This window comes from Vibrio sp. B183 (genome assembly GCF_000740665.1).
GTDB lineage: Bacteria > Pseudomonadota > Gammaproteobacteria > Enterobacterales > Vibrionaceae > Vibrio > Vibrio coralliilyticus.
The window spans coordinates 19,952-34,606 of sequence record NZ_JPQB01000005.1 but is presented as its reverse complement, the minus strand read 5'-3'; the positions used below and the strand labels follow the sequence as shown (position 1 = coordinate 34,606).

General features: G+C 43.9%; 10 protein-coding genes. 4 read left to right on the top strand and 6 right to left on the bottom strand.

All coding sequences use genetic code 11. The features are described 5' to 3' along the window. Positions 1-111 precede the first annotated feature (111 nt). On the bottom strand, positions 112-546 hold the full coding sequence (gene trxC, locus IX95_RS05780; protein WP_038157744.1) for a thioredoxin TrxC: 435 nt from the start codon (positions 544-546) through the stop codon (positions 112-114). 175 nt (positions 547-721) lie between these two features. On the opposite strand from trxC, the gene IX95_RS05775 reads away from it, so the two are divergent. The 4 genes from IX95_RS05775 to IX95_RS05760 all read left to right on the top strand — a co-directional run bounded on the left by IX95_RS05775 (position 722) and on the right by IX95_RS05760 (position 8,252). Then, the gene (locus IX95_RS05775; RefSeq protein ID WP_006960878.1) at positions 722-1,810 is read left to right on the top strand and encodes a ketoacyl-ACP synthase III; all 1,089 of its coding nucleotides are present in this window, start codon (positions 722-724) and stop codon (positions 1,808-1,810) included. 83 nt (positions 1,811-1,893) lie between these two features. Beyond that, positions 1,894-3,024 carry an exonuclease SbcCD subunit D gene (locus IX95_RS05770; RefSeq protein WP_038157742.1) on the top strand — a complete coding sequence of 377 codons (1,131 nt, stop codon included), beginning with the start codon at positions 1,894-1,896 and terminating at the stop codon, positions 3,022-3,024. A gap of 9 nt (positions 3,025-3,033) precedes the next feature. Then, positions 3,034-6,075, top strand: coding sequence for an AAA family ATPase (locus IX95_RS05765; RefSeq protein ID WP_038157739.1), 3,042 nt, complete (start codon positions 3,034-3,036; stop codon positions 6,073-6,075). A 119-nt stretch (positions 6,076-6,194) separates the two neighbouring features. Continuing rightward, entirely contained in the window at positions 6,195-8,252 is a 2,058-nt protein-coding gene (locus IX95_RS05760) for a hybrid sensor histidine kinase/response regulator (RefSeq protein WP_019275098.1), read from the top strand. 34 nt (positions 8,253-8,286) lie between these two features. Here IX95_RS05760 and cqsA read toward each other — a convergent pair whose 3' ends face one another. The 5 genes from cqsA to ylqF form a co-directional block, all read right to left on the bottom strand. Then, positions 8,287-9,468 carry an alpha-hydroxyketone-type quorum-sensing autoinducer synthase gene (gene cqsA, locus IX95_RS05755; RefSeq protein WP_038157736.1) on the bottom strand — a complete coding sequence of 394 codons (1,182 nt, stop codon included), beginning with the start codon at positions 9,466-9,468 and terminating at the stop codon, positions 8,287-8,289. A gap of 215 nt (positions 9,469-9,683) precedes the next feature. Further along, complete coding sequence (locus tag IX95_RS05750; RefSeq protein ID WP_038157731.1) at positions 9,684-10,658, bottom strand: TDT family transporter; 975 nt, start codon at positions 10,656-10,658, stop codon at positions 9,684-9,686. Between the two features lie 118 nt (positions 10,659-10,776). Then, on the bottom strand, positions 10,777-12,177 hold the full coding sequence (gene clcA, locus IX95_RS05745; RefSeq protein WP_038157729.1) for a H(+)/Cl(-) exchange transporter ClcA: 1,401 nt from the start codon (positions 12,175-12,177) through the stop codon (positions 10,777-10,779). Positions 12,178-12,584: 407 nt separating this feature from the next. Continuing rightward, the gene (locus tag IX95_RS05740; RefSeq protein WP_038157727.1) at positions 12,585-13,562 is read right to left on the bottom strand and encodes a CobW family GTP-binding protein; all 978 of its coding nucleotides are present in this window, start codon (positions 13,560-13,562) and stop codon (positions 12,585-12,587) included. A gap of 95 nt (positions 13,563-13,657) precedes the next feature. Continuing rightward, a complete protein-coding gene (ylqF, locus tag IX95_RS05735; RefSeq protein ID WP_006960888.1) occupies positions 13,658-14,602 on the bottom strand; it encodes a ribosome biogenesis GTPase YlqF in 945 nt (314 codons plus the stop codon). Positions 14,603-14,655 lie beyond the last annotated feature (53 nt).

Below are 14,655 nucleotides of genomic sequence, written 5' to 3'. Positions count from 1 at the left end.
TAGTCGTGTCGATAAAAATCATTTTTCGACACGAGTTTTCGCTATAGATAAAAGAAAAGGCCGCTAGCGATGAATGCTAGCGGCCTTTTAGAGCGGAAATTTTTGTTTCTGCTACTTAGTTAAAGCTTCATTAAGCCACTGATCAAATTGGCCTTTAGGTAGAGCTCCGTTGATAACATCAACTCTTTTGCCATCTTTGAATACCATGACAGTAGGAATGCTTCTAATTTGGTAGTTAGCTGCAAGGTTTTGCTGGCTTTCCGTGTCTATTTTTACAAATCGAACATTATTTGCTCGCTCTTTGGCGACATCAGAAAATACAGGTGCGAAACCGACACATGGGTTACACCATGGCGCCCAAAAGTCAACGACGACGGGTTGGTTGCTGTTCAAAATAGCATCAAAGTTGAGTTCGGTTCCTTCAACCGGCGTACCGTCCAGTAAATCCGATTGGCATTTACCGCATTTCGGGCTTTCAGATACTCGTTCATTAGGAACACGATTTACGCCAGAGCAAGAAGGGCAACGTGTGTTGAATGTAGACATGACTTTTCTCTTGTTTGTGTTTTTCTACGCAAGTGTGACGTCTATTTTACCAATTAGGTGACACCACAGATAATCGCTAGTTATACTCTGAAAATAGTATTTACCCAAGAGTTCTATCAGTCTTACTGAACAGATCGAATGGGCCGCTAACTCAAATAAGAATAAAAGGCTTCGAATGACAACATTCTACGCAGAAATAACAGGTTGGGGTAAATGCGTGCCGCCAACCACGCTCTCCAACGATGATTTAAGTACATTCCTTGACACTTCAGATGAATGGATTCGCACGCGTACAGGCATTGAGAATCGCCGTATCAGCCATGTTAATACGTCTGATATGTCGACGGTGGCTGCCAAACATGCGCTAGCATGTGCTGGTCTTGAAGCGAGTGATATTGATTTACTTATCGTCGCAACCTGTTCTCCAGACTCTCTTATTCCGAACATCGCGTCAAAGGTATCTCAGAACCTTGGCATGATTGGGACCACGGCGTTTGACTTAAATGCTGCGTGTACAGGTTTTCTCTACAGCCTAGAGACAGCGACACGTATGATTCAGGCGGGTAACTATAACAACGCTTTGGTCATAGGTGCCGAGCGTCTATCTTTCTTTATCGACTGGACCATGCGTGATACCGCGGTATTGTTCGGCGATGGCGCCGGTGCTGTCGTGCTGAGCAAAACAGATAAGCCTGTTGGATTACAGCAAGCTCAGTTAGGTTGTGATTCGAAAGGGCGTGATATTCTCTCTGTCCCCAAATTTGGTACTTCGATGGATCGCTTTGCAGCAGATAACGGTTATTGGGAATTCAACTTCGTAGGAAAAGAAATCTTTAAGCGTGCCGTTAAAGGCATGGGTTCAGCGGCTCAAAACGTGCTTGCGCGTAGCCAGCTCTCTACCGAAGATGTCGACGTAGTGATCCCGCATCAGGCAAACATTCGCATCATTCAAACATTGTGTGACTTGTCTGGTATTAGCCAAGAAAAAGCGTTTGTGAACATCCACAAATATGGCAACACGTCAGCGGCTACTGTACCACTGGCGTTGTGTGAAGCCATGGAGGAAGGATTCGTTAAACCTGGCGATAACTTGCTACTGGCAGCATTTGGTGCTGGACTGACGTGGGGAGCAGGCCATATTAAATGGGGTGACCGCGTAACGCCTTTGGGCAGTAGTGACGCAGCACTACCCGAATGTGATAAATCTGCACTTGAATTGCTTGATGAAGCGATCAAGTTCTGTAAAGAGCATGCGCCAAGCTAGTTAAAATCAATACCATTCTGGATAGTAGACGGTTCAGAATGGTATTATCCTGCCCTAGACGATAAGAATAATGCAGGGCTTAAATGAAGTTTCTTCACACCTCTGACTGGCACCTCGGACGCCAATTCCACAATGTTTCTCTTCTGGACGATCAAAAAGCCGTTTTGGCTCAAGTGATAGAATATCTGCAATCTAACTCCGTTGATGCTCTGGTAATTGCCGGAGATATTTATGACCGCTCGGTTCCGCCGACGGCTGCGATTGAGTTGATGAACGAATTTGTCCGTCAGGTATGCAACGAACTGAAGCTACCCATTATTCTGATACCCGGTAATCATGATGGTGCTCAGCGATTAGGCTTTGGCTCCTCACAGATGAAAGGGGCAGGTTTGCACATTATCTCAAATTTTGAAGAGATGCTGGAACCTGTTGTCTTGAATACGGACGTTGGAGAAGTGGCTTTTTATGGCATGCCCTACAACGACCCTGAATTAGTTCGCCACCATTTTGGCCAGTCTGTATCAACGCACGATGACGCTCATCGACTGCTGAGTGAAGAGATTAAATCCCAGTTCAAACCCGATCAAAAGAATGTCTTGATAAGCCACTGCTTTGTTGATGGTGCGATTGAGTCCGAGTCCGAACGTCCTTTATCGATTGGCGGCTCAGACCGAGTCAGCCATGAGCATTTTGTCGATTTTGACTATGTGGCTTTGGGCCATCTGCACCAGCCGCAAAAAAAGGGTGAAGATTACATCCGTTACTCGGGCTCACTAATGAAATACAGCTTCTCCGAACAACACCAGAAGAAAGGAATGACGTTGGTTGAGTTAAATGAACAAGGTTTTGTTTCTGCAACTCACATTGATCTCACTGCTCCTCACCAAATGCGGATCATCGAAGGGGAGTTAGACGAAGTTATCGCCGCTGGTAAAACAGATCCGAATAATCACGATTACTTGTTGGTTCGTTTGCTGGATAAACACGCCATTCTTAACCCCATGGAAAAGCTTCGCGCGGTTTACCCAAATGTTCTGCATATCGAAAAGCCAGGTATGTTAGTGGGCATTGAACAGGAAATGGCTCAGGCAAAGCTTGCTCGTAGTGAAGTGGATATGTTCAAAGATTTTTTCCTTGAAGCACAAAATAGTGAGCTAAGTGAAGATCAAAACTACGCAATAACCGACATCATTAAACAACTGGTAAAGCAGTAAGGGCAAGCAATGAAACCATTATCACTGACAATGCAGGCATTTGGTCCTTTTGCTAACACTGAAAACATCGACTTTACACTGCTTGGTTCCAATCCACTGTTTTTGATTAACGGCCCAACAGGTTCAGGTAAGACTTCTATTCTAGATGCCATTTGTTTTGCTTTGTACGGCCAAACAACAGGTAATGAAAGAGAAGGGACGCAGATGCGCTGTGATATGGCAGCAGTTTCGTTACCGACCGAAGTGGTGTTCGAGTTCGCACTTAAGGATAAGCGCTACAGAGTCACGAGATCACCCGATCAACTCGCGCCTAAAGCCCGAGGTGAAGGCACAACAACACGGAAGCACACTGCCTCTTTGTATGAGATTACGAATGAAGAGCAGCTGATAACCAGCAAGACAGCGCAGGTTAAAGTTGAGGTCGCAGAACTAATTGGTCTGAATGAAACTCAGTTTCGTCAGGTGATGGTGTTACCACAGGGCAAGTTTCGTGAACTCTTGCTTGCAAGCTCCAAAGAGAGGGAAGAGATCTTCGGTCAATTGTTCCAGACTGATATTTACAAGAAAATCGAGTTTGCGCTGAAAGACAAAGCGAGCGCGATCAGCAAATCAAAGGATGAGTTTGATAACCAGATTCGCGGTGCCCTGCAAGTGGCAGAAGCCAGCACTGAACAAGAGTTAACGGAGCAACTTGATGTTGTCGCCAAGCTGCTTGAAGAGGTGAGCTTGAGTGAAAAGGTTGCCCTTGAAAAGTTGAATAAAAACAAAGAAACACAACAGAAAGCTAACCAATTACAAGGTGAATTTGAAAAGCTGCAAAGTGCAGAGAAAGCGCTGTCAGAGCATAGTGAGAAAAGCGATAGCAACGCTCAAATTCAACAAAAATTGGCCATCGCTCAGCAAGCTTCCAAGCTAGACGTGCCTTATACCAACTGGACTTCACTCTCAAAACAGGTCCATGATCTAACTGAAAAAGGCAGTTCTCTTGAGAAAGCGTTGCAACTTTCAAATGTTGCGATAGAAGAGCACAAACAGCAGTTGGATACGCTTACGCTGCAAGCTCAATCAATTCCGACATTGACAGATAAGCTTTACCAATTAGAAAGCATTAAAGTTAAGTTAAACGAAAAGTTGGAGTTGGATAAAAGCCTGAAAGATTCTGTCGCCAAGAAACAAGAGTTCAATGCGACCTTAATCAAATATCAGGCGCATAAAGAAAAGCTATTACAAGAAGCATCTAAAGCTCAACAAGAACTTGAGAATGTGAAGCTAGCCATTGCAGGTAAAGCGACGGTGGAGTCTGAACTTGCACGCTTACAGCGTCTTACTGCTGACCTCAATAAACTGCAGTTGTTGTTTAAGGAATTGGTTACTTTAGAGCAAGGTCTTCAGCCCATTCAAGCTCGTGTAAAACAGTTGAAGGTCGATTGGCAAGAGCATAGCAAGCAAGCGGATGAATATGAAATGCGCTGGCATAATGCTCAGGCAGCGGTTCTTGCTCGTAAGCTTCAACAAGGTATGCCATGCCCTGTGTGCGGCAGTGATGATCACCCGAACCCTGCTTCGTTTGATGGTCAAGAAGTGACTAAAGAGCAAGTGGAGTTTTATCGTAACCAAGAGCGTCAGTCCCTGAACTCTTTAAACGAACAAACTCGCATTGAGGAGCAACAGAATGCCCTTATCTCTCGTCAAAAAACTCAAATTGAAGCGTTTCAGGAAGAGTTGGGGGAGCATAGAGACCTCTCTTTAGATCTCGTACAGAACCAGTACTCTGAATGTCAGGCTAAGTTAGCTGGATTGGTTTCAATTAACCTTGAGCAGATGGAGTCGGAGGTTGCAACGCTCAATCAACGCTGTGAAAAAGGTGACAATGAAATTAATCGCCTGAGAGAGGATATGTCTGCTCATGATGCAACATTTCAGGCGCTTCAACAGCGGTTAGACATGCTCGTTCAGTCCATTGGTGAACAGCATCAATCTGTGGAATCTGTCGACAATGAATATAAGCAAACCAAAGCATCAATCGATACTTTGCAAAAGCAATTAGAGCACGCCAATGAACAGCAACAGCGACTTGCTAAGCATCATGCGGAGCTTGAAGGGCAAAGACAGATCAACACACAGCTTTTAGCGGAAGCAAAACGCAGCTTAGATAAAGCAGAAACGAAATGGCATGTCTCAATTGAAGAAGCACAGTTTGCTAATGAGCAGGCTTACCTAAACAGTAAGGCGACGGATGAACAAATAGAGCGTTGGAAAGCTGCGGTCGAAGCTCACGCGAAAACCGAAGTTAAACTGAAACAGACGTTGGAGGATTTGAGATATACGCTCAAAGACCAGCAAGTGCCAGATTTGATTGAGCTAGGAAAACTTGTTGAATTGAGCAGCCAAGAGTACGTTGAAGCGAGAAATGCACTAGATACTACTCGTTCGAAGTTTGAACGATTTGAGAAAGTTCGTCGTGATATTGTCTTACTGCACGAAAAGAATGCGGAATTGGAAGCTGAGTACAGGGTATATGGAACCCTGTATGACGTCGCTAGTGGTAAGACTGGAAGTCGGGTTAGCTTGCATCGATTTGTTCTTGGCGTATTGCTGGATGATGTTCTAATTCAAGCATCTCAGAGACTCAGCCTGATGAGTAAGGGACGCTATATTCTTGCGCGTAAAACCGAAGGCTTCAAAGGTGCGGCAGGACGAGGCTTGGATCTGATAGTAGAAGATAGTTACACAGGCAAAAATAGGGACGTTGCAACCTTATCAGGGGGAGAATCTTTCATGGCAGCGCTGTCTTTAGCTCTTGGTTTATCTGATGTTGTTCAATCGTACAGCGGCGGTATCAGGTTGGATACGCTGTTTATCGATGAAGGTTTTGGCAGCTTAGATCCAGAGTCATTAGATCTCGCCATCCAGACGCTAATTGACCTGCAGCAAAGTGGTAGAACCATCGGTTTAATTTCCCATGTTAGCGAGCTTAAAGAACAGATGTCATTGCGTATTGATGTGAAGTCCAGCCGAGTGGGAAGCGAATTGAAAGTCAATGTCGCATAAAGTAGTTAATAAGGCCGATATTCTGGTCGGAAGTGGCTAAATGTGCTAGTTATTAGTTAAAAGCTATAAAAGTCGAGCGGCCTTTAAAACAGCTCTTTTAGTTGGCATCAGGATCATTCATGACAGCAGTTCTGGAATCAGTTCGCAAAGTATACCAGTATGCAGAACCAAACCTCACGCTCGTAGGTTGGATGGGGTTGCTTGGCTTTCCAACTTACTACTACGTCTGGACCTACTTATTCCCTCAGCCATACGAAAGCCTGACGCTCAGGCTCTTCTGTTCATTCCTATTCGCAATAATTGCTTTTCGGCATGCGTTCCCTAAGCATATACAGCGTTACATGCCGCAATATTATCTCGTCTCGATAGCGATCTGCCTGCCGTACTTCTTTAGCTATATGATGTTTATGAACGAATGGTCGACGATATGGGCGATGTCGTTTATGGCTTCAGTTTTTCTCCATGTTCTGCTCGTTCATCAAACACGAATTATGCTTCTGCAAGCCGCGATTTCGTTGTTGTTTGCTTTTATTACTGTCTACGGATTTAACTTTAGTTTGGCCATGGAGAAGATTGTGTGGCCATATTTGCCGATTTTTCTCTTCACATATGTGTTTGGGAACCTGTTTTACTTCCGTAATCAGGTTGAACATGAGAGTAAAGTGTCTATAGCTAAGTCCTTTGGCGCAGGAATCGCTCATGAAATGCGTAACCCGCTAAGTGCACTGAAAGCATCGTTTGACGTGCTAAGTTCCTTGTTACCTGATGAAAAGTCCAAAACTGCTGAATTTTACTCAATGTCTCATCAAGAATTAACCATTGCGAGAGAAGTACTCAGTGATGCGGATGAAGTGATTCAGAATGGTAATGAAACCATTGATCTTCTGTTAACTTCTATTGATGAAAACCGTGTATCAACGTCGACATTCAGAAAGCATTCTTTGAAACGTGTTACGGAAGATTCTCTATCCAGCTTTGCTTACAAAAGCTCAAAGGACAAACAGGCTGTTCAGTTCAAATGTGAACAGGATGCCGAAGTTTTTGGTAGTGATACGCTCATCAAGTATGCCTTGTATAACCTTCTCAAAAATGCATTTTATTATCAGAATGGCAATCACTTCCAAATTACTGTTGAAATAAAGTGCTCCGATAAAAACAGTACCATCGTATTTCGGGATAACGGCGTTGGTATCGCCCCTGAAGTGCTTGAAAACATTTTTAAAGATTTCTATACCTTCGGTAAGTCAGGCAGTTATGGCCTCGGTTTACCATTTTGTCGAAAAGTGATGCAAGCTTTAGGTGGCAGAATCAGCTGTCGGTCTGAGTTGAATGAATGGACTGAATTCACGCTGACGTTCCCTCATTATCATTCTGCGAGAGTCGATTATATAAAACTGGATCTAATGAAATCTAAATCAGCCCTCTATGTTGGGGAAACAAGTGTTATTGCACGGCTCCTCAATGAACAGTCTTTCTACAAAGGCTTCACCCTTAACACCGTTGACCTTGAGCTGGCAAACAATAGGGAAGAATACGAATTTGAATACGACTTGATATTCATCGATTTAGATGCAGTGATAACCTCACCTGATCAACTAGCAGCATTAGAGAATAAGCTTCACTTTACTGAAGCGAGAATCGTGTTTCTCTACGATGAGAACAACCGCTATCACAACGATATAGAAAGGCACCTCACCATTTATCCTGTTGAGAAGCATCGAATGTCGCTAGAGCCAGGGCGTGTTTTGGACGAATTGTTCTTTGAGTCTCCTGAGCCTGACCGAAACTTACTCCCAAGAAAAGAAGTCCGCGTGGGCAAAACGATTGTCATTGCAGACGACAATCATTCACTCCGTACTTACACGTCGATACTTTTAGAACAGCAGGGGTTTGAGGTGATTCAAGCTCAGAACGGGCAAGAAGTGTTAGATAAACTGCAGAACAACCTTGTCGATTTAGTGCTAATGGATATTGAGATGCCACAACTGAATGGCCTTGATGCAGCGAATGCTATTCGTTCATCAGATAGTGAGTACGCCAATATTCCGATTTTAGGCCATACTGGTGACTCTACATCTGTAGCTATCGATAAGATTCATCAGTCAGGGATGAATGATTATATTATTAAGCCTGCCGGTACAGAAGTACTGCTGGATAAAATATCGAACTGGATTTAAAAAGGCCCGTGATGTTTGGGCCTTTAAAATTTATTTAAATAAAATACATATCTGGAAGTTCGTAAGCCGTCTGACAAGCGCGAATGATTTTATTTACTTCTTCTTTAGTGGTAGAGCTATTAAGTGAAAAACGTATTATGTTTTTATTAGGTGTCGTTGCGGGTCGACAAAATACCGCACCAAATATTCCTTGTGATTCAAAAAAATCTCTCACTTTTTCGGTGTTACGTTCATCTCCCGTTTCAACCGCTATTATTTGCGATTGACTTCGAATAGTTAGCCCGATATTTGCTAGGTTAGTTTTTAAATACTCACTTAACTCCTGTAAGTAAGCTCTTTCTTTATCTTGTTCTTTTATTATATCCAGTGTCTTATCGAGCCTATCCAACTCATGTGGTAACATCGTAGAGCTAAATATCGCGGGGTAAGCCACAAATGGTACACAATCATTAGCGCGATTGTTGCACCAAATAGCACCAGCTCGATAGGCAAACGTTTTTGCTAAACTGGCGGTCATAAAGTCGACTTGATGACTTAGTTTTAAGCTTTGTAACAAACCAGCACCATGTTTACCGTGAGTACCTAGGGAGTGCGATTCATCGACTAATATCGCACAGCCATATTCCTTCGCGAGTAACACGAGCTCGACTAAGGGGGCAATGGTGCCTATGGTACTGTAAACCGAATCGACAAGAACGATTCCAGGGCCATGCCGGTTTATCAACTTATTCAAATGCTTGACGTTATTATGCATAAAGGGATGGATGTTAGCACCGGCGATACGCGCACCTTCCCATAAAGACATATGAGCAAAAAAGTCGATGTAGACATTTGTTTCACTGTCACAAATGGTTTGTAGCAAGGCAGTATTGGCCGCCCAACCAGATTGAGAAAGTAAACAAGATTGAAACCCGACATACTTGGCGAGTTTTTCTTCTACTTCAGGCTTGGAGTTTTCATCCTGCAAAAATATACCTGACATAAATGGGCTATTTTTACGTTCCATAATAGAACTAATATGGTGATCAATGATATCGGGGTTATTGGATAAATCGAGGTAATCATTACTTTGCAAAACGAGGTCGCCACTTTGCGGCCTTTTTCCAAGAACTAAATGCTTACCGTTCTTATTGGTATTAATTAAGTCATCCAGATAGAAATTTATTTTATTATTAATAAAATCTGGCAAAGGAGGGTAATGGTTAAGCGTATTCATGATAAATATATCCTTTTTGTTAAAACCATGTGCCAGCTGACAAAATGATATATGAACCAAAATGGATATAAGTTCGAGTGCTAATATTTATTATTTTGTGGTCTGTTACAAATAAAAATATCAACTATAATAGTATATGAATTCTTTCCCTACGCTGACCCGAGCCTAACTAAAGCTAATTATTATATTTCCCATTATTTATTCGGTACGTAGTGTTATTTATAAGAGTTGCCTTTCTTGCAAGAGATAAAGATTTCTGGCCAGTACATTTTGATATAGCCAACGAACACCCAAGCTACCAGTCCGGTAGCGACACTCAGCTCAAAAAATCCAAATTTGTGAAGCCAGTGCCAATGTGGATGATATTGCTCGAAAAAACTCGTAAGGCGGTGCATCGCGATCGCACTAATGACGGAAGGGAAGGTGACGGCCGCAATCGAAGGTTGGAATTTAAGCCGCATTAGACGGAAATAACAGAGGTAGATCGTTAACGTCATGGTGATAGCAATTCCAGCCAAAGCGCCGGTAAGAATAGGGTCTGGCTTTTGGAAATTAACCAGATAGGTCGCCAACGATAGGTTGATCGGTGCCGCCATGATGGCCAGAGTCGGTCTTGCCCTACGAGGAAGTCGGCCCTCAAACATCAGCCTGTAGAGCACGAGTGGCAGCATAAAGAAATAAATAGTAATACAGATGCTAACTAAGGTTTCAGAGAATACCGTATGACCGAACTTCGTCCCTGCCAGCGAGCTACTGATTAATCCCACTGGATACAAGAACCAACTAGGGACCATATTCGACACTTTGAAACGTGTGATCTGAAAGAAGAAAAACAGCACCATCATAGTGATGTGGAGCAACAGCGCTGCAAACCATAATGGGTAGGCGATCAAGGGCGAGATCACGGCGAGGTAATCACACAAAATCAACAATGCCATGCTCATGGGAGCCATCAAGCTGCCGCTCAGTGGGTGTCGAATATCGTTGATGAAAGTGGAGTAACTGCTGAAGTATTTTATTAGCACTGGTAGCAGCAGAATAGCACCGCCTGCGGCAAGATAAGGGCGGATAAAAACGCCAATGTCAGGAATATATAACGCCCATGCGTGCCCCAGTCCTATCATGCCTAGCGCTAATGCTGCTTGTGATGGTGGTACACTCTGAAATTGTGTAAAGCGTCTCCAGTTCAACGGCTTAATCCTGACTAGCTTGAAACAAATGATTGGGGACTAAATGAGTAAGCAAATCCGTGCTACCGATCATTTAGGGCAAGGGATCATATCAAGCTCATCGGTTGCTGTGCAATTGTCATTTTGACTCGCAAGGAAGGTCTTCTTGTCTCAACTTCTCATTTTTTAATGTTCGATGTAACAGTTGGCTATAGATTGGTTGTCCTCCAAGTAATTGAGCGAAAATAACCGCGCCGAGACAGGTAATGATCAGTGGCAGTATCAGGTAGTAATTGTTGGTCATTTCGATCACCAATAATATGCCCGTAATTGGAGCGCGAACGGTAGCCGCGAACAATGCCCCCATTCCTGCAATGGCGAACATGCCCGGAGAAATCATCAGTTCAGGCATCAACCCATGGGCGATTAATCCAAACGCATATCCAAACAGTGTACCTAAAGCCAACATCGGTGCGAAGATGCCACCAGGTGCTCCAGAGCCAAAACAAATCAGTGTGGTGAGAATTCTTGCAACAAACAAAAGCAGCAACACTGTGGCTCCGTAGCCACCGTTAGTGATGGTAGGGATTAAGCCAATGCCGCCGCCGGTTATTTCCGGTAGATAAAGCAGCATCAAACCAAAAAAACCGCCGATACAGCTTCCGGTGATCAGGTAGCGTCTACGATCGTTCTTATGTAGTTTGACAAATAAGTCCTGAGACAGGGTAACTAGACGATTAAATACGACTCCAAATACGCCAAACATCGCACCTAACAGTAAGAAAAGCCATAAGGCGGCAAGCTCTGGCGGGTGATATTGCGGCATAGTGATAACCGCGTCTTGACCATTAATGTAACGAAAGACAATGTTGGCGGAGATGGCTGAAATGATAACCGCACGAATAGAAATGAGTGAGTATCGAAATTGGGGGCGCATTTCTTCAACTACAAACATGATGCCGGCTAACGGAGCGTTAAACGCTGCGGCTAAACCTCCTGCCGCACCCGATGCAAGCAGTGAGTGTTTGGTATCATCATTTTTTACCTGAAAGAGATCCGTCACCATGCGGCCAATGGCTCCCCCCATTTGAACCGTTGGCCCTTCACGTCCAAGAACCATACCAGAGCCTAGTGCACCCATACCACCGAAGAACTTTACAGGTAGAACACGCCACCAACGAACAGGGCGTATGCCATCCATCGCGCCTTCTATTTCTGGAATGCCAGATCCCGCAGCTTCAGGAGCAAAACGGTGAACGAGGTAATAGCCAACAAATGCCAACGCGGCACTGATTAAAAATGCAGCGAGCCACAGCGGTAATGCGCTACCAATCGCTTGTTTGAGCCAGTCAGTCCGAGTCTCAGAGACAAAATGAACCGCAATTTCGAAGAAGGTTCCAACGATGCCCGCAAGAATACCGACAAGTAAAGAAAGGATGAGAACAGAGACGGGCGTTTTATCTTTAGAGAGAAACTGGTTAATAGCATCCTTTGGCATACTGGCTAAAAGGGACTGCTTAATTTTCTCTCTTTTGGTCATAAAAAGATCAACCTCGTTTTATCTATTTTCTTATTAGAAATGGTGATGTCTCTAGCAAGAATTATACGCTGGTATAGGCTTAACTATAGCGTCAAGATTGAAATATTGATTTTCAAATATGGAGATTCAGAGATATCGACAAATAGCCTGAGAATTGGCAAGAGATCACGTTTATTCGCTTGCACTTTGGGAGTTTTGAACCATATTTAAATGGTAAGGCAATCTGAACCGACCCGCATGGAGGATTTTCTGCCTTACCTACAATTTGGATGGATTCAACAAGTCATTTCGAGATCCTCGTATTAAGATCAGGACGCATCAACAGACGGTTCTGATTCGCAGACTCACGATTGAGTAACGAGGGATAGGGCGCACTGTATGGTGCGCCTTTTGTCTTTTATAGGGGGCTAGTCAATTGAAGCAATTTGCTTAAGTACCTTTTCCAATTGATCCCATGGTAGAAGTTGGCTATCGATGACTTCCATACGGCTTTCAAAGCCTTCTAATGACATCTCATTAACAGAGACAACACCGTGGCTTACATTGAACGCATAGCAGCCTCTGTCGGTGTTCATCACACCTTTGACGCGTTCGGCATTTAAGTCAGATAACATAGAAAATAGGTCATCAAAATTGAACGTGATTTCTGCACCAAATAACCAACCGCAACTAAAGTAACCTTGGCCTTTGTTTTCTTTGCGAACCATTATTTGATCTGGCGCTAGGGCAAATTGAGGTTCTGCCTCAGCATGTTCATGATGGTGTTGTGCAATGTCCGTTGAAACCGATGGATCCCTTCTCTGGTTGTCCAGAAGTTCGATAGGGAAACGCCCTTGCTTGACGAGTTGACTGTAAATCTTGGGTGGATTTTGGTCAGAAACCCAGTCGTTAAATGCATCGATGTCACTGACATGACATTCGTCTACTTTATTACCAATCACAATATCTGCGATGTTGAGTTGGTCGTTAAAGTTCTGACTCTCCAGATACTTAGGGCTAGATAAGTTACGTGGGTCGACTAAGCCGATGGTTGCTCTCAGGTCGATGTAATCTCGAAACTGAGCAGAGGTTAAGGTTGCGAGAATCTTGTGGGCGTGACCCAAGCCGGTAGGTTCAACAATCAGGCGATCGGGTTGCGTGCGAAGCAAAGCAGTCAGAGCAACGGAAGTTGGGACTCCAGCAGCACAACACATGCAGCCACCGGGTACTTCTTTGATCATCGCACCTTGTTCGGTCAGCATTGCGCCATCAATACCAATTTCGCCAAATTCGTTAACCAGAACTGCCCAGTTTTCGTCAGCAGGTTTTTCTTTCAGTAGGTTTAGGATTGTCGTGGTTTTTCCGGTACCCAGAAAACCAGTAATGATATTGGTTGGGATTTTCATTGTGCAAAACTCGTCGATAACAATGCTTTGACTATATCAAAGGTTAGCGTGGAAGCTAGAATAAAAAACGGCGGTAGATACCGCCGTTGTTGTGATTAGCGTTTGTTCTTTAAGTAGCGTTTACGACGCTCTTCTTTTTTCTTGGCCTTCTCTTCAGCTTTGCGTGTCGCTTCGATCTCTACTTCGACCAACTCTTTGGTGATCATTTCTGGCAACTCAAGTGTTATTTGACCTAAGGTACCATTACGTAGTTCGTGAAGTAAGATTTCCGAACATTTATGCAGATCGACTCGTCCGCCAGAACGTAGCGCGCCTCTTCGACGACCAATCTCTTCCATTAGTTCTATGTCGCTTTCTGGCATTTCTTCGATCTGATAACGCTCTTTCAAACGCTCAGGGTACGCTTTTGCAAGGTACTCAACTGTATAGAAAGCCACTTCTTCGTATTCCATGGCCGTGTCTTTAACGGCACCGGTTGCAGCGAGGCGGAATCCGCTGTGTGGGTTTTCTACTTTAGGCCACAAAATGCCGGGAGTATCCGATAAAACAATACCGTTTTGCAGGTTGATACGTTGTTGACGACGCGTAACGGCTGGCTGGTTACCAGTAACTGCGATAGTACGGCCTGCAAGAGTATTGATAATGGTTGATTTGCCCACATTGGGAATACCCATGATCATAGTACGAATGTTCTTACCAATCTCTTCACGATGCGGCGCAAGTTTACGGCACAGCTCTAGGATCTTGTTAACTTCCTGAGTGTTGGAAGTCGTAATCGCCATCGCTTTTACATTGTGTTCTTTCTCGAAGTGTTCAATCCATAGTTGAGTTAACTCTGGATCGGCAAGGTCACGTTTATTCAGTACCTTAACGACTGGCTTCTCACCACGGATTTCAGAGATCATTGGGTTTTCACTACTGAATGGAATGCGAGCATCCAATACTTCAATAATGACATCTACTTGAGGGATCGCTTCTTCAATCTCTTTACGGGCTTTGTGCATGTGGCCCGGAAACCATTGAATTGTATTGTTAACCATTTGAAAATATTGCCTTCTAATTTAATGGTTTAATCTGCCGTGCAACTTTAAAC